Here is a 22,278-nt window from a genome sequence, read left to right as displayed (position 1 = left end):
GATCGACGAGATGGTGCACGCCCTGACGGCCCAGTTCACGACTCGCCTCGGCGCCCTGACCGAAGCCTTCGCCCTGGCCGAGGGCATCCCGGCCGAGCACCGCCCCCACCGCGCCGCCTACGACGCCCTCGTCACCGCTCGCTCCACCCGCACCGGCGAGCACCTCGCGGCCTACGTCGGCCCCGGACCGAGGCATGCGACGCCGCCCGCGCCGCACACCGTGCGGATCACCCTGGAGACCAGGGGCGGGGCGAACCAGACCCCGCGGATCCCCACCCCAGCGGGGTCAGGCGTGGATCGTCGGCGGTGCGCATACTCGGCTCCATGAACAAGCACGGGCACCTCGCCGACTTCCCCAGGCGCGCCGGGGCCAACTGTGGCCCGAGGACGTCGGGCTGCGGACCTACGGTGAGCGGCGCCGGGTGCCGGGGCTGCGGCGCGAGGAGCTCGCGATGCTCGCGGGCATCAGTGCGCCCTACTACACGCGTCTGGAGCAGGGCCAGTCACGCAACGCCTCGCGCGAGGTGCTCGACGCCATCGCGAATGCCATGCGATCAGATGAGTCCGAGCGTGCCCATCTACACGCCCTGGCCCGTGCATCGCAACGGGGGAGACCCGCGGACCGTCCGCGGGTCGAACGGATCACCTCGGCCACCAGCGCGTTGCTGGCAGCCATCGAGGGCACACCCGCCATCGTCCTGGGCCGCCGCAGCGACGTCCTGGCCTGGAACCGGCCAGGCCACGGGCTGTTCGCCGGCCATCTCGATCCGGACCCCTCCGGTCGTCTTCGGCAAGTTCGAGTAGGCGCCGCTCGTCGAGCGGCATGTCTCCGATTCGGGCCTTGATCAGCGTCCGGCCATGTGGCGATTCTGCACAATCAACGATGTCACCAGCGAAGCGGACCGCCTTGGCGGCCAGCTGCTGCTGGAGCTGACGGGGCTCGCGCGGGCCGACAGACACGTGTTTTCTTCACCGAATCGAGGAACCGCCATGCGCCAACTCGTCCTCGACGTTCCCGGCAGCTACAGCTGGCATGACGCCGCCGATCCCGAACTGACCGCACCGGAGCAGGCGATCGTGCGTCCGGTCGCTGTCGCCTGCTGTGACCTCGATGTTGCGGTCGCCCAGTCCCGCGCGCCGCTACCTCCTGGTTACGCCCAGGGCCACGAGGGCGTGGCCGAGGTCGTCGCGGTCGGCGGCGCCGTCACCACTTTGCGGCCCGGCGACCGTGTCGTCGTCCCGTTCCAGCTCAACTGCGGCCACTGCCGCGAATGCCGCCGCGGCGTCACGGGAAGCTGCAGCACCGTCCCGCCCTGGGCGATGTACGGGCTGGGTTCGATCGCCGGTCTCGACGCCGGCGGGTTCCTCGCCGACCTCGTCTCGGTCCGTACGCCGACGCCATGCTGATACCGCTGCCGGCGACCCTGGACCCGGTCGCGGTGGCGTCGATGTCGGACAACATTCCCGATGGGTGGCGCACGGTCGGCCCCTACGCCCACGAACTCGCCGCCCTCGGCGCCCACGTCGACTACGTCGACACCGACCCGCAACGCCTCGCCGCCGCCGAGCAGTTCGGCGCCAACCCGGTGGACGCCAAACTGCCCGACCCGAAGGCAGACCCGTACCCGGTCACCGTCAGCACGTCAGCCAACCCGGCCAGCCTCGCCGCGACGCTGAAAGCGACCTGGCCCTACGGCGTCTGCACCGACACCGGCATCTACTACGGCGGCACCTTCGACCTGCCGATCTTCGATCTCTACGGCACCGGCATCCGCTTCGTCACCGGACGCGTCAACGCTCGCGCCGACATCCCCCACGTCCTCGACCTTCTCGCCATCGGGCTCGACCTGCGACCAGCCGTGGAAACCGTCGCCGACTGGGAATCCGCACCGCAGACCTGGGCCGCCCTGCGCGGCAAGACCGTCCTCACCCGCGGTTAGTGGACGGCGGGGGCGCAGCGCCCGCGCTCGCGGGAGCGAAGACCTGTCGGTGTCCGTCGGTACCGTGCGCTCATGGGTCGCATTGAGGAGCAACTGCTACGGCTGAAGTCTGAGGCGCTCGAGGCCACGAGGCGCCGCGACGGCGGTTTCTACGATCGCTACCTGGCCGCCGACGCCATCGCGATCACCCCCTACGGCGTCTTCGGCAAGGAGGCGATCGTCGCGCAGATGTCGTCCCCGGCGTCCGCCTTCGCGAGCACCGGCACTGACGACGTCCGCGCGTTCGTGCTGTCGGATGCGAGCGGTGTCGTCACCTACCGGGCGCACTACCCGTCGGGCGACGTGATGGTGACGACGGCCTACCGGCTCGAGGCCGGCGGCTGGAAAGGCGTGGTGTACCAGCAGACCCCGGTACCGGCGGACCAGCCGTGGATCCAGCCGGTACCGTGAGGGGCGACGCCTGTCGAGCGCAGCGGGTGTGACGGAATCGGGCCCAGGTCGGCGAAGACGCGCTTGCCGGTCGTGACATCGATGAACGCCGCGTCCGGCGTTCGTTCGGTCTCGGTAGGCTGCCCGTCAGGAGCCTCGTGGAGACCGGTCGGACGGTGATCTCGGGACCCTGAACCAAGATCAAGAGGTTCTTGTTTTGGTGCGTTAGGTCCACCAGCTGGCCCACCGTGGTCGCCGATCTTTGATCGGCTTCCCGGTGGGCCGCGATGTTTCCGGGGGGACGACCCTCGAACCCCCCGAGTGCCGAGCTTCGCTCGGCCGGTCGTCGGATCCACGATCTTTGGAACCCGAGTGGTCCCCACGGCGCACCGCGGTGGGCGCCGCCTCGGCTGCCCTGCGGTCCGCCGAGCGCAACGGGTGCGCGTAGAGGCTCCCGGTCGGCGATGACGAAGAGTGACCGAGCCTCCTCGACACGATCGTAATGGACGGTGGTGCGCGGGCCAGCGGGCCGCAGCCATTGACAGCCGTCTATGTGTTCGTCCATCCTCGGGCCGGGCAAGGACATAGACGAGTGTCGATGCGAGGGGTGGTTGGGATGGTCAGGGTGCAGCTTGCGTTGAACGTGTCCGATGTGGATGCGGCGGTGGAGTTCTACACGAAGTTGTTCGGGGTCGAGCCCGCCAAGCGTCGGCCGGGGTACGCGAACTTTGCCGTGGACGTCCCGCCGCTGAAGCTGGTACTGATCGAGAACCCGGACGCCCGTGGCACCGGGGTGGCGGGGGCGCTGAACCACCTCGGGGTGGAGATCGAGTCCTCCGCGGAGGTGTCCGCCGCCGCGAGCCGGCTGCGGGCCTCGGGGCTGGTGACGGCGGTGGAGGAGAACACCGCCTGCTGTTATGCGTTGCAGGACAAGGTATGGGTGGATGACCCGGACGGCGCGCCGTGGGAGATCTACACGGTGCTTGCCGACATCGCCGAGAGCACCGGCACGCAGCTGCGGACCGTCGAGCCGGTCGACGGCCCCGGGTCGGCGTGTGACTGCGGGCCGGTGTGCGCGCCCACGTTGACGATCGAACCGGCCTCGGCCGGCGCGACCCGCTGACCCCGGAAGTGTCGGAGAACGGGGAGGGCCAGCCGCCGCTGGTGCGGCGGCTGGCTGCCGAGACGGTGGGCAGCGCGCTGCTCGCCGCGCTGGTCATCGGGTCGGGCATTGCCGCGCAGCAGCTCAGCCCCGGCCAGATCGGCCTGCAACTGGTCGAGAACGCCGCAGCGACCGCAGCCGGCCTGTACGCGATCATCCTGATGGTCGGTCCGGTGTCCGGGGCGCACTTCAATCCGGTGGTCACCGCGGTCGCTGCGGCGTTCGGGGGGTTGTCGTGGCGGGATGCGGCGGCCTACCTGCCCGCGCAGGTCGCCGGATGTATCGCGGGGGCGGTGCTGGCGAATCTGATGTTCGACCGGTCGGCGGTGTCGATCTCCACACATCACCGGGCCTCGGGGCCCCATCTGCTGGCGGAGGTCGTCGCGACCGCCGGCCTCGTCCTTCTGATCTTCGCGCTGGTGCGTTCCGGGCGGGGTGAGCGGGCGCCGGCCGCGGTCGGGGCCTACATCGGTGCGGCGTACTGGTTCACCAGCTCCACCAGTTTCGCGAACCCGGCGATCAGCGTCGGGCGGATGTTCTCCGACACCTTCGCCGGGATCGCCCCCGCCTCCGTGCCAGCGTTCATCGCCGTGCAGGTCGCCGGGGGGCTGGTCGGGTACGGGCTGGTCCGGATTTTCTACCCGCCGACCCCGACCGCCCGCGCACCTCATCTGGCGAAAGGACCTATTTTCATGTCCGAGAAACCCTCCGTGCTCTTCGTCTGCGTGCACAACGCCGGCCGTTCCCAGATGGCCGCCGGCTGGCTCAACCACCTCGCCGCCGGCCGGATCGAAGTCCGTTCGGCTGGCTCCATCCCCGCCGAGCAGATCAATCCGACCGCCGTCACCGCGATGACCGAGGTCGGTATCGACATCACCGCCGAAACGCCGAAGATCCTCACCGTCGAGGCCGTCCAGGCGTCCGACGTGGTCATCACCATGGGTTGCGGTGACGCCTGCCCCGTCTTCCCCGGCAAACGCTACGAAGACTGGAAACTCGACGACCCCGCCGGGCAGGGCATCGACGCGGTCCGCCCCATCCGCGACGACATCCGCGCCCGCGTCGAGAAGCTCATCGGCGAGCTCCTGTAGCGGTGGCCGCCGCGACGCCTGGCCACGTACATCGCGCTGTCCGCGGCGCGCAGCAGTCCGCCGGATCCTCGACGGCCTCGACCTCGTCGCACCCGGAGCCGAGGTGGAGGGCGGGGTCGTCCTGGTCGTCCTCGTTCTCATGGCGCGTCGGCGGGCCGCCACCCGGCGCGTCACAGCCAGCGCCTGGGGGTGGTGGCCATGGACTCCCGCCGTCAGACGCGCCTGCGGCGGGGGAGATCACCTCTCTGTCCTACAACTACCCGACGACTGTTCTCCTCGGCTGACTCGTCGTCGGCCTGTGAGCGCGCGTCGCCGCGAGGTATGCGAGTCTTGATGTCGACCTGCCGTTCCGGCGGAAGGCGCCGTCGATGTCGCAGCCGATCCTGGCCCAGCCCCACCGTCCGTCCGCACGGCCGCTTGTGGTTTTCGACGGTGACTGTGGGTTCTGCACGACGTCGGTCCGGGTCATCCGTGAACGGATCAGACCCGCCGTGGACTTCGAGGCATGGCAGCGGCTCGACCTGACCGCCGTCGGCCTGACCGTCGACGAGGTGACCCGGGCGGTGCAGTGGGTTGGGCCGGACGGTACGCGCGCGAGTGGCGCGGCGGCCTTCGCCCGCCTGCTCGGCCGCGCCGCCCGTCCGTGGCGGATGGTCGGACGGGTCCTGAGGATGCCGCCGGTGAGCTGGATCGCAGCCGGGTCGTACCGCCTGATCGCGAACAACCGCCAGCGCCTGCCCGGTGGCAGCCCCGCATGCGCGCTGCCCGGGCCGGACCGTCCCGGCGAGCGGCGCGGCGGCTGACAGCTGGTTGTCGCCAGCGAGCCGCGCAGGGCCAGAAAGCTGGACAGGACAGCGAATTATCCGCCGCAGCCGCCGAACGGACCACGGAGGGCTACGCCCAAAGGGCGGTCGGAGGCCCGAAACTCGGGTGACGCCACCGTTCGGTGGCGCAACGAGATCGCATCCTGACCGAATGTCGCGCCCGGTTGGTGGAACTGTCCGGCCGGCGTCCGGCGAGGCGCGCGGTCGGGTGACAAACGGGGGCACGACATGGACAAAGACCCGGTCAGGGTCCGTCCACGGACGCACGATGCCTCCGGGGGGCAGGCGACTTCCCGGGGCATGGGTGCAGCATGGACGAGATCAACCGACGACGGCTCCTCGGGCTGGCCGCTGGCGCGGCCGCTCCCTACGGCCTGTTCGTGGCCCGGGACGACGGGGTGATCCCGCCGGAGGATGCGCTCGACCACATCGACACGCGGATCGGCCAGATCACCGCGGCGTACGAACGCACGCCGATCGAGGTGACGGCCGTCTACCTGCGGCGCCATCTGCCGGTCGTGCGGGCGGCGCTCGCCGACGGCGGGCATCGCGCCGTGGTGGAACGCCGCCTGCACCGAGCGGTGGGACGGCTGTGCGCCCTCTGGGCGACGACCCGGCACGATCTCGGCGACGACCCGGGCGCGGCGAAGGCCTATCTCGACGCCTTCGAGCACGCCGGCCAGGCACAGGACCGCTCGCTGCAGGCGTGGGTCCGGTTGTGGCAGTCCTCTCTTGCCCGCAAGGGCGGCCGGCTGGACACCGCGCTCCAGCTCGCCCGGGATGCGGCCGCCCAGGTCGGTGACCACTCGCCGGCGGCGGCCCGGGCCGCGGCCATCGAGGCCCGCGTGCTGGGCGCGATGGGGGAACGGGCGGGTGTGCATCTGGCGATCAACCGGGCGTGGCACATCGAGGGGTTGCTGACCCGCGAGCAGAAGGGCGCTCCGGGCTTCTCGATCGACACCCTCAACGCGTTGACGCTCGCCGAGCTGTCCAGCGCCGCGTACATCGAGCTGGGCCAGACCGACGCCGCACGGGTCTACACGGAGGCGTCGATCCGCCAGCTGGACCTCGTGGGGGCGACGGGTCTGCAGTCGATGGCGCGCATCGCCGCGGCCACCGCCGAGCTGCACCACGGCGATGTCGACCGGGCGGAGACACTGGTCACCGAGTCACTGGACATCTCCGCCCGCAGGCCGAACGCGGTGGTGTCGCGGCGCACCCACCGGTTTCTCGCGGAGGCCCATCGCCGTGTCGGTCGGCGTCCGGCGACGGAGGCGATCGCCGCGCGACTCGACACCTGGCGGCCGCCCGTGGGGCAGGCCGACCGCCGGCACGGCGCGGACCCGCCGGCGCCGAAGGCGACCGGACCTCGACGAACCGGGTGAAGCGCGCGGTCAGACTTGCTGGTGTTGTCCACGTCACTCGATCGTGGGTGGGTGGGCGGCGTCGCGCCGGAGGTCCGGAGGACATGACCGACACCAGTGAGCTGTTGGCCCGGGCGTCGCCGCAGGTGCCGCATGTACGCCTGAGCGCGGCTGGTTCACTGGGGTCGTGTCGTCCCGTACCGCCGTCGCCGTCCGGCACGTGCCCTTCGAGGACCTGGGCATCCTCGGTCCGCTGCTGGCCGACCGCGGCTATCGCGTCCGGTATGTCGACGCGGGTGTCGACGTCGTGCCGGATGCCGCGTTCGCCGAGGATGACCTGCTGGTGGTCCTGGGCGGCCCCATCGGGGTCGGCGACGTTGACCGCTATCCGTTCCTGGCCGGGGAGATCCGCGGGGTCGCCGACCGGCTCGCCCGCGGCCTGCCCACGCTCGGCATCTGCCTCGGCGCGCAGCTCATCGCGCACGCGCTTGGTGCCGAGGTGACGTCGACCGGCCGGGTGGAGATCGGGTACGCGCCCCTGACGCTGACCGCGGCCGGGCAGGACTCCGTGCTCGCCGCGCTGGGGGACACCCCGGTGCTGCACTGGCACGGCGACCAGTTCGCGATCCCGGCGGGCGCCGCGGGGCTCGCGGAGACACCCGGGTTTCCGTACCAGGCGTTCGCGCACGGGACGTCGGTGCTGGGCCTGCAGTTCCACCTGGAAGCCGAGCACAGCCGGATCGAGCGGTGGCTGATCGGCCATGCCCACGAGCTCGCCACTCACCGGCTGGACCCCGCCGCGCTGCGGGCCGACGCCCACCGCCACGGCGAGCGGCTCGCCGAGCGGGCCCGGGTGGTCTTCCACACCTGGCTCGATCAGCTGGCCGGGGCCGTCTCAGGCGGCTGAGCCGGCTCCGCGGCGGGCGTTGTAGACGGTCACGTCGTCGCGGCTGCCGTAGTCGGCGAAGACAGCCAGGGCCTGCTCGCGCAGGATGTCGGTGCGCACGGTGATGCCACGGCGGGCGAACTGGTCCTGCCAGTCGTCCCGCATCGGGCCTTCGTCGAAGCCGGTGAGCCGCTCGACCTCGTCTCCCTCGCCGGCGATCGTGAGCAGCTGGACGCCGGACCACATGACGGCGCCGTAGCACATGACGCAGGGCCGCCAGTTGACGACGAGCTCGACGGTGCCGACCGAGCTGAGGTCCCAGGAACCGAGCCGGGCCTGGGCGACGGACAGGGCGACGACCTCGGCGTGCATCGCGGACAGCCCGCTGGCGAGCACGAGGTTCACCCCGGCCGCGTGGATCCTGCCGGTGTCCGCGTCGGCGACCACGGCGGCGAACGGGCCGCCGCAGCCCTCCCGGTGGTTGCGCGCCGCGAGCCGGTGCGCGAGGCGCATCCGCTCCTCGACCTCGGGGAGCACGGTGCCCGCGGACCGGACCTCGTCGTCCACCCAGGCGGGCAGGCTGACACCGAAGGAGGTGGGGTGGGAGCTCATGCTGGGACGGCCCTTCTGTTCAGGCGGTGAAGAAGTGGCTCAGGCCCATCGCGCGCAGGCCGCGGCGGTAGGCGACGGAGCTGCGGTCGGCGGCGATGTTGACCTCGATGCGGGGATCGAGGGGGAGGTTCTCGGGCCGCTGGGCCTCGACGATGGCCCGGTCCTCCTCGAAGATCCGCAGGTTGAAGTCGTAGATCTCCTGGGCCGGCTGGTCGGTGGCGAAGTTCTTCGCGATCGGCGCGAACATCCGGGTCTGGCGGGCGGACACCGGCGAGGCCGCGTTCATGATCGACAGCCGGCCGTCGGCGGGAAAGTGCACGATGAGGGTCGCGGTGAAGGGCAGATGGGCGTCGAAACGGCGCAGCCAGCGGAACCCAGGCTCGGCACGTAGCCCACTGCCGTGGGGGTAGTTCGCGACGGTGCTCCAGTAGTCGGCGGTGAAGCCGCCCTCGGTCGCGGTGGTCGTGTAGTCGGGGACCTCCGCGTTGTCCGGGTCGGCGAAGCTGGCAGTGTGCACGAAGGCGAAGTGCGCGACGTCCAGGAAGCCCTCGACCTGGCGGCCGGCGAACGCGGCGACGTCGAAGCCGGGGCACGTCACCTGCTGGAACGCCGGGTCGTCCCAGTGCGGCATCGGCGGGATCGGTGCCGCGGGCTGATCGGCGTCGGGTCGCAGGCAGGTCCACACCAGCCCGTAGCGCTCGACGGCGGGGTAGGCGGTCAGCGTCATCCGGGCGGGGATCCTGGCGGTCGGGTGGGCGGGGATCGCCACGCAGTCGCCGCCGGCGCCGAAGCGCAGGCCGTGGTAGGCACAGGCGAGGGTCTGCCCGTCGCCCGCGCCCATGGACAACGGCAGGCCGCGGTGCGGGCACAGGTCGCGGGCGACGACGACCTGCGCGCCGGCCCGGTAGAGCACGAGCCGCTCGTCGAGCAGGCGGGCCGTGACCGGCTGGTCGCGCACCTCCCGGGACAGCGCGACCGGATACCAGTGCCGGGCGAGGATCGTCCAGTCGGCCGGGTCGAAGGAACAGCCAGGGGGCAGTGTCGACGTCGAGTCGGCAGCGTCAGCCATGGTCACAGCCTCGAACAGGGCAGGGCCGCGCGGTGGGTAGCGGGCCGGGATCGGTGGGTGGGGAGGTGGCGCCGCCGACGTCAGGAGCCGTGCGCGATCCGCCCGCGGTCCAGCATCATCCGGCGGCGCGGACGGATCTCGGCGCGGTCCTTGACCGTGACACGGTGTCAGGCCGTACACCGGTAGCACCGGATCGTGGCGCTCAAGGATCTCGGCTTCAGCCTGCAGCAGGTGGGCGAGTTGCTCGGTGACCAGGTTACGGCCGGGGAGCTGCGCGGCATGCTCCGGTTGCGGCAGGCGGAGCTGCACGCCCGGATCGAGGCGGACAGTGCCCGGCTGGGGTACATCCAGGCGAGACTCCGCGTGATTGGGAGTGAGGGCATCATGTCGGACGCAGAGGTGACGATCAGGACCGTGCCGGCGGCTCGGCTCGCTGAGCTGAGCGGGGTCGCCAGGAGCATGGAGCCGGCATCGATCGGCCCGGTCGTGCGCGGGCTGTACAACCGGCTCGGCGCGGCCCTGGACCGGGCTGGCGTCAGCCCGGTCGGGCCTGCGGTCGCCTATTACGGCGATGCCGGGGACGGCGAGAACGTCATCGTTCACGCGGGCCTGCCGGTGGCCGTCGCCGCGGTCGCCGGCGCCGACGGCGTCGCCGTCGTGGACCTGCCCGCGGCGCGGGCGGCGGTCCTGGTGCACCAGGGATCGATGGACAACTGTCTGTCCACGTATCAGGCGCTTGCCCGGTGGATCGAGGACGCCGGCTACCGCGTCGCGGGACCGAGCCGTGAGGTGACCCTGGCGTGCCCGGCGGATGTCGACGGCTGGGTGACGGAGATTCAGGAACCGATCGAGCGGGCGTAGCGGCTTGCCGCGAGGCTGCGTGGGGAGGCGGGGATGTGGGTCCCTCTGGTCGGATTCGCGCCCGATGTGTCGCCCGAGGGACCCACCCGCCTTCCCTCCCAGGCAACCCGTCACGCCACGTAGCGAATGCCCCGGACCGACGCCAGGGACAGGCCGACCCTCGGAAGGGTAGAACATCCGGTATTGAAACCGAGTTTCGGATCATTCAGGCCGAGGCTGGCGGGTGGCGCCGGTGCGAAAACTGCCGGCAATATTGTCCATATTAGGGTTTTATTTCCGAATTATCGGCGTTAGAGGGTGCGTCGCGGTTCACTGCTGGCTTACCGGCTGGACCCCCGGGCTAGAATGACGTTTCACGATATGATCCGGATGTGGCGAAGCTCGAATCCCTCCCGCTGCCCGTTGACGGTATGACGCCGCGGCAGCGCGAGCGGCGACGGGTGCTGACCGAGGCGGTCATCGCGCTGGTCGAGGAGATCGGCCCGGAAAAACTGCAGATGCGTGATGTCGCGGAGCGTTCCGGCGTCGCCCTCGGCACCATGTACCGCTACTTCGCCTCCAAGGATCATCTTCTCGCGGCCGCCTGGGCGGACTGGCACGGTCGCCTCGCCGGCCGGGCCCAGGCGGAGCTGGTCCGGGATCACGTCCGCGGTCGGGACGCCCCGGTCGAGGGCGTGCTCTCGCTGCTGCGCCGGGAGCTGCGCTCCTTCCGCCGGCACCCGAACGTCGCCCGGCTCGTCGTCATGGTGCAGGGTTCCGCGGAACCCTTCGCCAGCGAGGCGATCGCCGAGGTCACCCGAGCCCAGGACGGCGTGTTCGCCGCGCTGCTGGAGGAGATCCCGGCGCAGGTCGCGGCGCCCGCCCGGATGGCGATCAACGCGATGCTCAGCAGCGGCCTGCGCGAGTGGGTCACCGGCCGCCGCACCCTGGACGACGTCCAGGCCGACCTGGAGGCCGTCGTCCGGCACGTCCTCGGGCCCTGCCTCGTCCCGCCGCCCCTGCCGGCCGTCCCGGCGGCCCGGACGGAAAGCGAGCTGCCCGCCGTCGGTGAACACCCCTGACCCGACGCGACCCACTCCGCGGGCCCGTTGCCTGCCCGAGCTTTTGACCGCGCCCCGCTGCGGGCATGGTGGCGCTGTGATCAGGAACGACCGCATGTGCGCCGCGCTGGCGGACACGAAGCCGTGGTGGCCGCCCGGCACGCGCTTCGGCTACCACGCGCAGACCTTCGGCTTCCTGCTCGGCAGGTCCGTTTCGGTGTGCCGGAATCGTCGCTGGAACGGGTCGCCCGCCAGCATCCGCCGCCGTGTCCGCCGCGGCCGAGGTCGACCGGATCGTGGCCGAGGCGTTTCCCGGCGCCACCGCCGGGCAGGCAACGGCCGGCGGGCACGTGGCGTCCGATGAGCGGAGCGACAATGGCTGATCCGGTGACCGAGATCGACGGGCGGTTCAGCGCCCCCGGCGCGCGGGCGACCTCGTGGGCGGCGGCCCGGGCGGCCCTCGAATCGGCCCAGTTGAGCTGGCTGTCCACGGTGCGAGCGGACGGCCGTCCGCATGTCACCCCGCTGGTGTCGGTGTGGGTGGACGACGCGGCGTACTTCTGCACCGGACCGACGGAGCAGAAGGCGGTCAACCTCGCCGAGAATCCCCACGTCGTGCTGACCACCGGGCGGGACACCTGGGATCGCGGGCTCGACGTGATGGTCGAGGGTGAGGCGGTCCGGGTCACCGACCGGGAGCTGCTCACCCGCCTCGCCGCCGCCTGGCGGGCCAGGTGGGACGGTAGCTGGCGGTACGAGGTCGGCGACGACGGCTTCCACCACGCCGGTGGCGGCGGCCTGGCGCACGTCTACGAGATCAGGACGGCGAAGGTCCTGGCGTTCGGCAAGGGTGTCAACGCCTTCACCCACACCCGTCATCGGCCGCCCGCCCGGTAACGACGCGCCTGTCGCGCGCCCCGGCGAAGCCGTCGAGCAGGGTGCGCACGGACGTCCGCCAGACCGCCTCGGGATCTCCCGTGTCGGCGAGGGCGCCGCGCAGCTCCATCGAGGCCAGCCCCTCGGTGAGGGCGTGTACCGCCAGAGAGGCGTCCGCCGCGCCCGCCGCGTCCAGCGGCCCCTCCTGACTCAGGCGCTGCACCAGCGCCTCCAGGCGTCCGAACGCGCGCTCCGCGATCTCGGCGAACTCGGCGCCGAACCGCAGGTCGGGGACCACACGCAGGAACACCAGCGAGTACAGCGCCGGATGGTCCAGCGCCGTGCGCCGGAATCCCCTGACCGACGCCTCGACCAGGTCGACGACCGGGTCGTCGGTGCGCTCGCAGGCGTCGATCGCGACGACCAGGAAGTCGAACAGCCGGGTGGCGAGCGCTTCGAGCATGCCGTCCTTGGAGCCGAAGACGCTGTAGACGGCGCGGGTGGTGGTGCCCACCGCGTCGGCGACGGCACGGACGGACGCCGCGTCCGGGCCGCCCGAGTCGATCAGCCGCTCGGCGGCGGCCAGCAGCGCCAGCGCTGTGCGTCGGGGCCGTCGCCGGCCTCGCCTCGCTCGTCGTGACCGCGGCGGTCAACATTCCGCAGAACAACGCCCTGGCCGGCCTGGACCCCGACGCCGCCAGCTCGGCCGCCGTCTGGTTGCACTACGTGAGCCGGTGGAGCGTGGCCAACCACGTGCGCAGCCTGCTCTCGCTCGTCTCCGCCGCCGCGCTGTTCGCCGCGGCACGCTGGCCCGGCTTCGTGCGGTAAGCCCGCTATTGCGGGAAAACCGGATGTCGGCGCGATGTGTTCGCTATATTCGCGGCGCTTCATCGCCGGTATCGGCGGATCTGTCGGTCGTGGACCCGTAGGAGGATCCGGTGAGCGCACCGCCGATGCTGCGAGGAATCACCGTCGTCGCCCTGGAGCAGGCGGTGGCGGCGCCGCTCGCAACCCGTCACCTGGCTGATCTGGGTGCGCGCGTCATCAAGGTCGAGCGCCCGGACGGCGGGGATTTCGCCCGCCGTTACGACACCGCCGTCGCCGGGATGGGCAGTCACTTCGTCTGGCTGAACCGCGGCAAGGAGTCGGTCACCCTCGACCTGAAGAACCCCGCCGGTGCCGCGGTCCTCGCCGATCTGATCGCCCGGGCCGACGTCTTCCTGCAGAACCTGGCGCCCGGCGTCGCCGGCCGGCTCGGGTTCGGCGCCGCCGAGCTGCGCGCCCGCCATCCCAGGCTGGTGACGGTCAGCCTGTCCGGCTACGGCACCGGCGGCCCGCTGGCGACCCGGCGGGCCTACGACATGCTCGTGCAGAGCGAGACGGGCCTGGCGTCGGTCACCGGCGGTCCCGAACGGCCGGCGAAGACGGGGATTCCCGCCTCCGACATCGCCGCCGGCATGTACGCGTTCAGCGGCGCGCTCGCCGCCCTGCTCGGCCGGGAACGCACCGGGCAGGGCGCCGCGGTGGAGACGAGCCTGTTCGACGCGACCGCCGAGTGGCTCGGCTACCAGATCCACTACACCTCGGCCACCGGCATCGTCCCGCCGCGCGCGGGCCTGAGCCACGGCAGCATCGCCCCCTACGACGCCTATCCGACGGCGGACGGCGCCGAGGTGCTGATCGGCATCCAGAACGACCGGGAATGGGCCCGCTTCGCGCCGGCGTTCCTGGGCCGCCCGGACCTCGCGGAACACCCGGACTGGGCCACCAACGTCGCCCGGGTCCGCAACCGGCGCCTCGTCGACGCCCTGGTCGGCGGGCGGACCGCGACGCTGCTCGCGGCGGATGTCATCGAGCGTCTCGACGCCATCGACGTCGCCAGCAGCCGCCTCAACACCGTCGCCGACCTGCTGACCCATCCCCAGCTGACGGCGCGGGACCGTTGGCGATCCGTGGCGACCCCGGTCGGCCCGGTCCGGGCCCTGCGCCCGCCGTTCGACTTCGACAGCGCCGAGCCGTCCATGGGCCCGGTACCGTCGCTCGGCCAGCACACCGACGAGGTGCTCGCGTGGCTCGACTACCCACCGGAGAAGATTGCCGCCCTGCAGGCCGCGGGCGTGGTCCAGGCACGATCATGACCGGCGCGGTGTCATTCGGAGCGGCAGTACTTGCGCCAGGGGGAGCGATTGGGAAGCGCGGCGCATTTGGCGTGACCTGCATCATGGCAATGGTCGCCTACTGGGACTCCTGAAGAGTGCTACTGAAGTCGATATCCAGGCCGTCGCAATCAGGGAACGGCCAGGTCGGACGCCACGAAAGAAGCATGTGCATGAAATTCTTCAAACACCCACATAGCAGGGGTAGCGGGAGTCAAACGCTCATTTTCCTAATTCTCTTCTTCTCCATCTCACTGCTTGGCGTCAGACTTCTCTCGGGATGGATATCCGAGATATTTCCAGTCATCACCGCCCTGTCTCTACTCGCCATCAAGGTAGCGGTATTCGGCAGAAAAGGGGAATCTCGCGAAAGGCGTTGACCGGAATCCAAATAACACAGAAAGATCTACTCCCATATTTTTCAGTGCCCAAAAATATTCTCCCGGACAGCCCGGACCCACTCCGGGAGCCATGTCGACTGCGTCGAGGCACAGACGCCGGCAACGGGCCAAAGGCGGGAGCCAGAGGAAAGGCGCCAGTCTCGGGCGCGCCAGCGGCACGATGGCGATCGGGACCATCGCGTCGCGGGCGTCGGGGTTCCTGCGCACGGTGGCGATCGCTGCGGCGATCGGCGCCGGCCTGGGTGCGGTTGTCGCGGCGGTGCTGGCCCACGGAGTCCGCGACATGGTCGGCAACGGTTCGCTCGGCTCGATGGTCGCGGTACTCCTGGCCACCATGGCCGGCGGGATGATTTTCGTGGTTGTGGCGGCGAGTATGGGACCACCTGAGATCAGATCGCTCAGTCGGGCCGTCGGTGGTCGGCTGGCTTTCCCGCTGGTTGGGCGGCACAGAGTGCCTGACGACCTGTCGGTCACGGAAAGTAATCAGGTTGATGCTGGTCGCGTCGATGCTGCGCCCGGTTGGCGCGACACCGGAAGTCTCGCCGTGCTGGGTCGCTGGCGTGGCTCGACTACCCGCCGGAGAAGATCGCCGCCCGGCAGGCCGAGGGCGTGGTCCAGCTACGATCATGAACGGCACGGTGTCACATTCATGATTGACGCCTGTCGAAATAGGCCGTTCCGCGCGGGTGATCCGGGTCCGGATGGAGTCGTCGACACAGGGACGTCGCTGCTCGATGATGATGTGGGGCGCGTCATGTCTGTGCAGGGTCATTGCCGAAGTGTGTCTTTTTGGGCATCACGCTGCGGCACTACGAGAGTCCTCGTATATGCATCCGGAAGCGCACGTGAGACCGTGCTGGGGCGGGAACCGAAACCGGGGCGCTCGGCCCGCGCCATCAACGTCTACTTCGTCTGAGGGGCATCCTGGTGCGGTACGAGATCCTGGGACCTTTGCGCGTGATGGACGGCGATCGACGGGTCCAACTGAGCGCGCCGAAGATGACGGTGCTGCTGGCGGCGTTGTTGGCCCGGCGCCGGCAGGTGGTCGCGAGCGACCAGCTCGTCAGCGAGATCTGGCGGGCCGACCCGCCTCGCCGCGCGACCGCCACCCTGCAGGTCTACGTCTCCCAGCTCCGCAAGATGCTCACCTGCCCGCTGCGCCCCGTATGCCCGATCCTCACCCGCCCCCCGGGATATCTGCTGGCCGTCGAGGCCGAGGCGGTCGACCTGCACCTGTTCGAACGGGCCGTCGCCGAGGGTCGGCAGCTGGCCCGCGACGGCCGGCACCAGCAGGCGGCCGAGCAGTTCGCGCTGGCCCTCGCGCAGTGGCGGGGACCCGCCCTCGGCGACCTGCGCGACGGCGCGATCGTCGACGCCTTCGCCACCCGGCTGGAGGAGGCCCGGCTGGAATGCCTGGAAATGATGATGGAGGCGGGGCTGAGCGGCGGGCGCCACCGCGAGCTCATCGGCCAGCTGTTCGAGCTCACCCTGGAACATCCGATGCGCGAGGCGTTCTACCGACAGCTGATGCTCGCGCTCTACCGTTCCGAGCGGCAGGCCGACGCGCTGCGCGTCTACCAGCGGGCCCGGCAGATCCTCGCCGATGAACTCGGTCTCGAACCCGGCCGACCGCTGCGCGAGATCCAGCGCGCGATCCTGGCCGACGACGACCGCTTCGGGTTGCCCCGCCCGGCCGACCTGCTGACCGGGTGAGCGGGTGACGCCGATTGGTCAGGGGGAGCCGGTCTCGCCGGCGAGGCGTACCAGGGCCACCCGGGAGGAGACGCCGAGCTTGCGGTAGATCCGGGTGAGGTGCGCGTCCACGGTGCGCGGGCTCAGCCGCAGGTCGAGGGCGATCTGCCGGCTCGTCCCGCCCTTGGCCGCCGCGGCAGCGATCTGGCGTTCGCGTGGGGTGAGGGCGCCGAGCGCGTCGCCGGTCTGGCCGCGCCGCTCCAGGGCGCGCAGCCCGGCCTGGGCCTGCCGGGCGAGTCGGCTCGCGCCGCACCGCCGCGCGAGATCGCCGGCCACCGTGAACTGGCGGGCGGCCTCCGCGGGCTGACCCGCCGCCGCGAAGCACCGGCCGGACTGCACCAGCAGATGGGTCCGCAGCGACAGCATCCCGGCGGCGGCGAACAGGTCCGCGGAGCGCTGGTAGAGCTGCGCCGCGGAACCGGGCTGCGACATGCCGCGCAGCGCGTGTGCCCGGGCGGCCAGCGCGTGCCCGCGCTGATAGCCCAGGCCCAGCCGGTCGGCGGCATGCTCGGCCAGTTCCGCCCAGTGCACGGCGGCCTCGACGGCCCCGAGCCGTTCGGCCGCGGCGGCGAGCGCCTCGAACGCCATCGGATGCAGGATGGGTGACACCAGGTCGAGGGACTCGCCGCCGCCCGTGTCGAGGATCAGCGCCTCGGTGCGGCGCGGGTCGCCGCCGTCGGCCGCGGCCGCATAGGCGGTCCAGATCGTGGCGACATCCGCCCACCACGAGCGGCGGGCCGCCGGCCGGGCGGTGGACCGTTCGACCGCGGCGGCCTCGGCGAGAGCGGCGGTCCGCCGGCTGCCGTGGCCGTCGATCCAGACCCCGGCGAGCGCCTCGATGGCTTCGGCGAGGCTGGTGTGGTGACCGCGGTGGGAATGACGGATGAGCTGCTGCATCTCGGCGGCTATCCGGCGGGCCTCGGGCAGCCGGCCGACCCGTTGGTAGACCGCGCTGAGCCCGCTGAGCAGCAGCGGCATCACCTCGCCGCGCCCGGAGGCGTGGGCGAGGGCCGCGCCCCGGCTGAAGTGCCGCTCGGCGTCGAGCTGGCGACCGAGGACCGAGTCCGCCCAGCCCAGCAGCGCCAGATGCTCGGGATGGTCGGCGAGGGCGGCGTCGGGCAGTCGGTCGGCGATGGCGATGCACAGGGTCACGGTCATCGCCGCGGCGGGGACGTCACCGTCGAACGCCTCCACGACCGCGCGCACGGCCAGTGCCCCGACCTCGGCGGTGCGGTCGCCCTCGGCGCGGGCGAGTCGCAGCATCAGGCCGAGGTCGTCGGGGCTCGGCGGCGCCCCGTCGAGCAGTCCGATCACGGCCTTGCTCAGCAGCAGGGCGATGACGGCCGGCCGTGCCCTCGGCGGCACGGGGCGCCCCGCGCCCCTCGGCTCGCCGGGCCCTCGCGACTCGGTGGAGCCCGGGCGTGGTGCGCCGATGGCCGCGTCGATCTCGGCGACGAGGATCGCCTTGGCGTCGGCGTGCTGGCCGGTCGCGTATGCGAGCATCGCGCACAGGCTCGCGATGCCGGCCCGGTCCGTCGCGGGGCGTCCGGCGGCGAGCCGCATGGTCTGCCGGATCTGGGTGCGGCTCTCGGCGGGCATCCCGGCCGAGTGGAACGCCCAGGCGAGACTCAGCGACAGCTCGCCGCGCAGGCGATCGAGTCGGGTGGGGCCGTCGACGTCGACGCCACCGTCGGCGATGTCGGCGATGTCGGCGATGGTGAGGATGCGCAGCGCCAGCCGCAGCCAGCGCACCGCGTCGAGGGGCGCCGAGGCCAGCGACTCCTTCGCCGCGTCGGCGAGCATGTGCACCTCGTGCAGGCCCGAGTCGCGGGGGAAACGCTCGATGTGCACGGCGAGGACGGCCGGTGGCGCCCCGGCCAGTGCGAGGGCGCTCGCCGCGCGGCGGTGCGCCGCCCGCCGCCAGCCCGGGTCGAGCGTCGTGTACAGCAGTCCGGCCAGCATCCGGTGCCGCAGCCGGTAGGCGGCCTCGCCGTGGACGGGGCGGAGCAGATCACGTTCGACGAGGGCGGCGACGGCCGTGCAGGCCGGGTCGATCTCCAGGTCGGCGACGGTCGCGACGGTGTCCAGGTCGAACGGCTCCGCGAGCACGGCGGCGGCCCAGGCCACCCGCGAGCACTCCGGGCCCAGCTCCGCGAGCTCGGCCAGCACGGGCGCGACGAGCTGATGCGCGCCGCTGTCGGCCGAGGAGCTGTCCGCGGCCGCGGTGATGGCGCCGGGAGGCCGGGAGGCCGGGAGCTGCTGGGCGGCCGGAAGATGCGGGGAAGCGAGGCCCAGCAGGTAGCGCGGGTTGCCCTCGCTGGCCTGGTGTAGTTCCCGCAGTCGGGGGTCATCCGCGTCCAGTCCCGTCAGGCGGGCCGCCTGGTCGAGGTGCAGCGGCGGCAGGGCGATGCGCTCGATGGTGCCCAGGTCCTCGCCGTGCGCGAAGGCGTCGAGCAGCCGGGGGGCGCTCTGCCGCGGCCGGTGAGCCACGACGAGCAGCAGCGGGGCGTCCACAGGCCATCGGATGAGATGGTCGACGAGCCGGATCGACGCTTCGTCCGACCAGTGCAGGTCGTCGACGACGAGGACCAGCCCGTCGCCGGCGACCCGGTCCAGCAGCAGGCGGGCCGTGTCGAACACGGCGGCGCCGTCGAGGCCGGCCGCGACGGCACCGGGGTCCGGGTCCGCGCCGGCCAGCAGGGCCGTGAGCAGCGCCCCGGGCAGGGAACCGTCCCCGTCGTGCGTCGCCGTCGCGGCCGGGCGGATCGACAGCAACCGGTGAAAGACGCCGAAGCGCAGGTCACGGTCGGCCGGCGCGCAGCGACCCGTCACCACCGGCAGACCCCGGCGAGCCGCCTGCCGGGTCAGTTCGCCCAGCAGCCGGGTCTTGCCGCTGCCGGGTTCACCGGAGACCTCCGCGACCCGGGCGGCCCCGTCCGCCACCGCGTCCAGGGCGGCCAGCAGCCGCCGGCGTTCCTTCGTCCGCACGGACGGGGAACGGCGACTGGCGCCCGCCGACACGCCCGTCAACGCTGGTCGGTCCGGGGCACCGCGGCGAGCAGCGCCCGGGTGTAGTCCTGCTGCGGATGGTCGAACAGCTCCGCGACGTCCCCGGTTTCGACGACCCGGCCGTCCTTCATCACCACCATCCGGTCGCTCGTGTGATGGATGACGCCGAGGTCGTGGGAGATGAACAGCATGGCGACCCCGAGATCGCGCCGCAGGTCCGCCAGCAGGTCGAGGATCTGCGCCTGGACGGAGACGTCGAGCGCGGAGACCGGCTCGTCGCAGACCAGCACCGCGGGCTGCGGCGCCAGCGCCCGGGCGATGGCGACCCGCTGGCGCTGACCGCCGGAGAGCTCCATCGGGCGCCGCCGGAGCAGGTCGGCGCCCAGACCGACGCGGTCGAGCAGCTCGACGACCCGGTCCCGGCGCGTCCGCCCGCGGCGCACCCCGGCCGCGCCCAGCGCCTCGCCGACGATCCGCTCGGTGTTGAACCGCGGGTCGAACGACCCCAGCGGGTCCTGGTGAATCGCCTGGATCCGCAGCCGGCGGCCGCGTCGTTCGCGTTCGGGCAGCCCGCTCCACGGCTCGCCCGCGAACCGCACGGTGCCCTGGTCCGGCGCGACCGCCCCCAGCACGATCCGGGCCACCGTCGTCTTCCCGGAGCCGGATTCGCCGACGACGCCGAGGGTCTGGCCGGCGAACAGCTCCAGCGAGACGTCCCGTACGGCGTGCCGCCAGCCGCCGTCGGGCGCGCGGAACCGCTTGTGGACGCCGTCCACCTCGAGGAGCGGGACGGCGTCGGTCCCGGGGGGCCCGGCGGATGCGGCCACCGGGTCCACGGCCTGCGGTCGGGGGCGGCTGGACGTCACCGCGGCGGCCGGGCCCGGATGCCAGCACAGCACCTGATGCTCCCCGGCCGGCAGTTCGGCGCGGCAGCGGTCGTCGCCGCGGGGGCAGCGGGCCGCGTACGGGCAGCCGCCGGTGGCGGCGGGCAGCCCGGCCGCCGGCACGGCCAGCCGGGTGCCCTTCGCGTGCAGCGCGGGTACCGCGGCGAGCAGGGCCTGGGTGTAGGGATGGCGGGGCCGGGCCAGGACCTCGGTGGCCGGCCCCTGCTCGACGACCAGCCCGGCGTACATCACGATGATGCGGTCCGCGAGGCCGGCGACGACCGCGAGGTCGTGACTGATCAGCAGCACCGCCATGCCGTCGGCGGCGAGCTCGCGCAGCAGCGCGAGCACCTGGGCCTGCACCGTGACGTCGAGGGCGGTCGTCGGCTCGTCGGCGATCAGCAGTTCCGGGCCCGCGGCGAGCGCGGAGGCGATCAACGCGCGCTGACGCAGGCCGCCGGAGAGCTGATGGGAGTACTGCGCGGCGCGCTGCTCGGGCTCGGGCACGCCCACGTCGGTGAGCAGGCGCTGGACGCGGGCGTGGATCTCGGCGCGGGGCACGACCCGGTGGGTGCGCAGCGGCTCGGCGATCTCCGCCCCGGCGGTGCGCAGGGGGTCGAGGGAGACCAGCGCGTCCTGCAGCACCAGTCCGACGCGTCGCCCGCGCAGGCGCCGCCACGCCGACTCCCGCATCCCGAGCAGGTCCTGCCCGTCGAAGCTCAGCCGGCGCGCGCTGACCGTCGCACCCGCGCCGGCCAGGCCGACGAGGGTGCGTGCGGTGACGCTCTTGCCCGAGCCGGACTCGCCGACGATGGCGAGGCACTCACCCCGCGCCAGGGTGAACGAGGCGTCCCGCACGGCGTGCACGGGGCGGCCGCGGCCGGTGAAACTCACCCGCAGACCGTCCACGACCAACGCCGGCTCGGTGGACGAGGCCGGCATCGCGGGCTCGGGGCGGTCCACCGGGATGGTCATCGCGACGGGGTCGCTCATCGGGCGGTTCTCCTCGTGTAGCGGGCCTGCGCGGCTCGCCCGACGACGTTCACCGCGATGACCGTCGCCGTGATCGCCGCCCCCGGGAACACCCCGGCCCACCAGGCGGTGGACAGGTAGTTGCGGCCTTCGGAGAGCATCAGCCCCCACTCCGGGTTGGGCGGTTCCGTGCCGAAGCCGAGGAAGCTCAGGCCCGACACCGCGATCAGCGTCGTGCCGAAGCCGAGGGTCGCGACCACCAGCAGTGGTCCCAGCGTGTTCGGCAGGATGTGCCGGCCGATGAGCAGCCGGCTGCGCAGCCCGAGGCCGACGGCCGCCTCGACGTAGCCGGAACGTCGCACCACCAGCGCCTCCGAGCGGACGACCCGGGCGTACCCGGGAACGTTGGAGATCGCGACGGCCAGGGTCAGGTTCAGCGCGCCGTTGCCGAGCACGGTCATCGCGAGCAGGGCGAGCAGCAGCGGCGGCAGTGCCAGCAGCACGTCGGCGAGCCGCATCAGCACCGTGTCCGCGAGCCGGCCGCCGAGCGCTGCGGCCAGCCCCAGCAGCGCGCCCCCGGCGATGCCGAGCGCCGTCGCGCCCAGCCCGATCGACAACGACCGCCCCGCGCCGTGCACCACCCGGGTGAACACGTCCCGGCCGAGCTGGTCGGTGCCGAACCAGTGCGCCCCGCTCGGTCCGCGCAGGGCGTCCACCGACACCGTGTCGGTCGGCGAGCGACCGGAGAACAGGTTCGGCGCGAGGGCGGCGACGACGACGAGGAGCAGCACCCCGCCGGCGAGTGCCAGTCCGATCCGCGGTGGGCGGCGCCCGCGGGCCGCGGTCCGCACCCGGGTTGCGAACCCACCGGTCGCGGGGGGGGGGGGGGGGGGGGGGGGGGGGGGGGGCGGGGGGGGGGGGGGGCCCCCCCCCGCGCCGGGCGGCCGGGC

Annotated in this window: 22 protein-coding genes and 2 pseudogenes; 18 read left to right on the top strand and 6 right to left on the bottom strand. The window is 72.4% G+C overall.

Features of this window, described 5'->3' with window-relative positions; genetic code table 11:
- Positions 1 to 10: 10 nt before the first annotated feature.
- From MXD60_RS16975 to MXD60_RS16925, 11 genes and pseudogenes are all read left to right on the top strand, one after another.
- The gene (locus MXD60_RS16975; RefSeq protein ID WP_248820280.1) at positions 11 to 328 is read left to right on the top strand and encodes a hypothetical protein; all 318 of its coding nucleotides are present in this window, start codon (positions 11 to 13) and stop codon (positions 326 to 328) included.
- A 94-nt stretch (positions 329 to 422) separates the two neighbouring features.
- On the top strand, positions 423 to 845 hold the full coding sequence (locus MXD60_RS16970) for a helix-turn-helix domain-containing protein (protein WP_308222514.1): 423 nt from the start codon (positions 423 to 425) through the stop codon (positions 843 to 845).
- Positions 846 to 990: 145 nt separating this feature from the next.
- Positions 991 to 1,407 (top strand): alcohol dehydrogenase catalytic domain-containing protein, encoded by a 417-nt coding sequence (locus MXD60_RS16965; protein ID WP_248820277.1) that lies wholly within the window; start codon positions 991 to 993, stop codon positions 1,405 to 1,407.
- Positions 1,401 to 1,940: a hypothetical protein gene (locus MXD60_RS16960; protein WP_248820275.1), complete on the top strand. Its 540-nt coding sequence runs from the start codon at positions 1,401 to 1,403 to the stop codon at positions 1,938 to 1,940. The genes MXD60_RS16965 and MXD60_RS16960 overlap by 7 nt, the downstream gene beginning before the upstream one ends.
- Positions 1,941 to 2,012: 72 nt before the next feature.
- The gene (locus tag MXD60_RS16955) at positions 2,013 to 2,390 is read left to right on the top strand and encodes a nuclear transport factor 2 family protein (RefSeq protein ID WP_248820274.1); all 378 of its coding nucleotides are present in this window, start codon (positions 2,013 to 2,015) and stop codon (positions 2,388 to 2,390) included.
- A gap of 595 nt (positions 2,391 to 2,985) precedes the next feature.
- The gene (locus tag MXD60_RS16950; protein WP_248820301.1) at positions 2,986 to 3,492 is read left to right on the top strand and encodes an ArsI/CadI family heavy metal resistance metalloenzyme; all 507 of its coding nucleotides are present in this window, start codon (positions 2,986 to 2,988) and stop codon (positions 3,490 to 3,492) included.
- Positions 3,493 to 3,500: 8 nt separating this feature from the next.
- Positions 3,501 to 4,196: pseudogene (locus tag MXD60_RS30375) on the top strand (aquaporin); the annotation flags it as partial.
- Between the two features lie 27 nt (positions 4,197 to 4,223).
- A complete protein-coding gene (locus MXD60_RS30370; protein WP_248820300.1) occupies positions 4,224 to 4,622 on the top strand; it encodes an arsenate reductase ArsC in 399 nt (132 codons plus the stop codon).
- Between the two features lie 368 nt (positions 4,623 to 4,990).
- Positions 4,991 to 5,425 (top strand): thiol-disulfide oxidoreductase DCC family protein, encoded by a 435-nt coding sequence (locus tag MXD60_RS16935; RefSeq protein ID WP_248820272.1) that lies wholly within the window; start codon positions 4,991 to 4,993, stop codon positions 5,423 to 5,425.
- A 332-nt stretch (positions 5,426 to 5,757) separates the two neighbouring features.
- Positions 5,758 to 6,831 carry an NsdA family TPR-like regulatory protein gene (locus MXD60_RS16930; protein WP_248820270.1) on the top strand — a complete coding sequence of 358 codons (1,074 nt, stop codon included), beginning with the start codon at positions 5,758 to 5,760 and terminating at the stop codon, positions 6,829 to 6,831.
- Between the two features lie 166 nt (positions 6,832 to 6,997).
- Positions 6,998 to 7,717, top strand: a complete 720-nt coding sequence (locus MXD60_RS16925) for a glutamine amidotransferase (protein ID WP_248820268.1) — start codon at positions 6,998 to 7,000, stop codon at positions 7,715 to 7,717.
- Here MXD60_RS16925 and MXD60_RS16920 read toward each other — a convergent pair.
- Positions 7,706 to 8,308 (bottom strand): nucleoside deaminase, encoded by a 603-nt coding sequence (locus tag MXD60_RS16920; RefSeq protein ID WP_248820266.1) that lies wholly within the window; start codon positions 8,306 to 8,308, stop codon positions 7,706 to 7,708. The genes MXD60_RS16925 and MXD60_RS16920 overlap by 12 nt on opposite strands.
- 19 nt (positions 8,309 to 8,327) lie before the next feature.
- A complete protein-coding gene (locus MXD60_RS16915) occupies positions 8,328 to 9,377 on the bottom strand; it encodes a Rieske 2Fe-2S domain-containing protein (RefSeq protein ID WP_248820265.1) in 1,050 nt (349 codons plus the stop codon).
- 195 nt (positions 9,378 to 9,572) lie between these two features.
- Between MXD60_RS16915 and MXD60_RS16910 the strand changes: the two genes are divergently transcribed.
- The 3 genes from MXD60_RS16910 to MXD60_RS16900 all read left to right on the top strand — a co-directional run bounded on the left by MXD60_RS16910 (position 9,573) and on the right by MXD60_RS16900 (position 12,175).
- Positions 9,573 to 10,238: a MerR family transcriptional regulator gene (locus MXD60_RS16910; RefSeq protein WP_248820263.1), complete on the top strand. Its 666-nt coding sequence runs from the start codon at positions 9,573 to 9,575 to the stop codon at positions 10,236 to 10,238.
- Between the two features lie 371 nt (positions 10,239 to 10,609).
- Positions 10,610 to 11,299: a TetR family transcriptional regulator gene (locus MXD60_RS16905; RefSeq protein ID WP_248820261.1), complete on the top strand. Its 690-nt coding sequence runs from the start codon at positions 10,610 to 10,612 to the stop codon at positions 11,297 to 11,299.
- 339 nt (positions 11,300 to 11,638) lie between these two features.
- Positions 11,639 to 12,175, top strand: coding sequence for a pyridoxamine 5'-phosphate oxidase family protein (locus MXD60_RS16900; RefSeq protein ID WP_248820259.1), 537 nt, complete (start codon positions 11,639 to 11,641; stop codon positions 12,173 to 12,175).
- Here the strand turns inward: MXD60_RS16900 and MXD60_RS16895 are convergent.
- A complete protein-coding gene (locus tag MXD60_RS16895; RefSeq protein WP_283098511.1) occupies positions 12,141 to 12,740 on the bottom strand; it encodes a TetR/AcrR family transcriptional regulator in 600 nt (199 codons plus the stop codon). The two genes, MXD60_RS16900 and MXD60_RS16895, sit on opposite strands and share 35 nt — an antisense overlap.
- Before the next feature lie 2 nt (positions 12,741 to 12,742).
- On the opposite strand from MXD60_RS16895, the pseudogene MXD60_RS16890 reads away from it, so the two are divergent.
- From MXD60_RS16890 to MXD60_RS16875, 4 genes and pseudogenes are all read left to right on the top strand, one after another.
- Positions 12,743 to 12,982 (top strand): annotated as a pseudogene (locus MXD60_RS16890) (anthrone oxygenase family protein); the annotation flags it as partial.
- A 110-nt stretch (positions 12,983 to 13,092) separates the two neighbouring features.
- Positions 13,093 to 14,292 (top strand): CaiB/BaiF CoA transferase family protein, encoded by a 1,200-nt coding sequence (locus tag MXD60_RS16885; protein WP_248820257.1) that lies wholly within the window; start codon positions 13,093 to 13,095, stop codon positions 14,290 to 14,292.
- A 579-nt stretch (positions 14,293 to 14,871) separates the two neighbouring features.
- Positions 14,872 to 15,627, top strand: a complete 756-nt coding sequence (locus MXD60_RS16880; RefSeq protein WP_248820255.1) for a hypothetical protein — start codon at positions 14,872 to 14,874, stop codon at positions 15,625 to 15,627.
- An 11-nt stretch (positions 15,628 to 15,638) separates the two neighbouring features.
- Positions 15,639 to 16,424 (top strand): AfsR/SARP family transcriptional regulator, encoded by a 786-nt coding sequence (locus MXD60_RS16875; RefSeq protein WP_248820253.1) that lies wholly within the window; start codon positions 15,639 to 15,641, stop codon positions 16,422 to 16,424.
- 18 nt (positions 16,425 to 16,442) lie between these two features.
- Here MXD60_RS16875 and MXD60_RS16870 read toward each other — a convergent pair whose 3' ends face one another.
- From MXD60_RS16870 to MXD60_RS16860, 3 genes are read right to left on the bottom strand one after another with little or no spacing between them, the layout of a single operon-like run.
- A complete protein-coding gene (locus tag MXD60_RS16870) occupies positions 16,443 to 19,451 on the bottom strand; it encodes a helix-turn-helix transcriptional regulator (RefSeq protein ID WP_248820251.1) in 3,009 nt (1,002 codons plus the stop codon).
- 38 nt (positions 19,452 to 19,489) lie between these two features.
- Positions 19,490 to 21,298: a dipeptide ABC transporter ATP-binding protein gene (locus tag MXD60_RS16865; protein WP_248820297.1), complete on the bottom strand. Its 1,809-nt coding sequence runs from the start codon at positions 21,296 to 21,298 to the stop codon at positions 19,490 to 19,492.
- 47 nt (positions 21,299 to 21,345) lie between these two features.
- Positions 21,346 to 22,179, bottom strand: coding sequence for an ABC transporter permease (locus MXD60_RS16860; protein ID WP_248820296.1), 834 nt, complete (start codon positions 22,177 to 22,179; stop codon positions 21,346 to 21,348).
- Between the last annotated feature and the right edge of the window lie 99 nt (positions 22,180 to 22,278).

Source organism: Frankia sp. AgB32 (assembly GCF_023243045.1).
Lineage (GTDB): Bacteria > Actinomycetota > Actinomycetes > Frankiales > Frankiaceae > Frankia.
The sequence above is the reverse complement of the archived record's forward strand: the minus strand, read 5'-3'. Positions and strand labels throughout refer to the sequence as shown.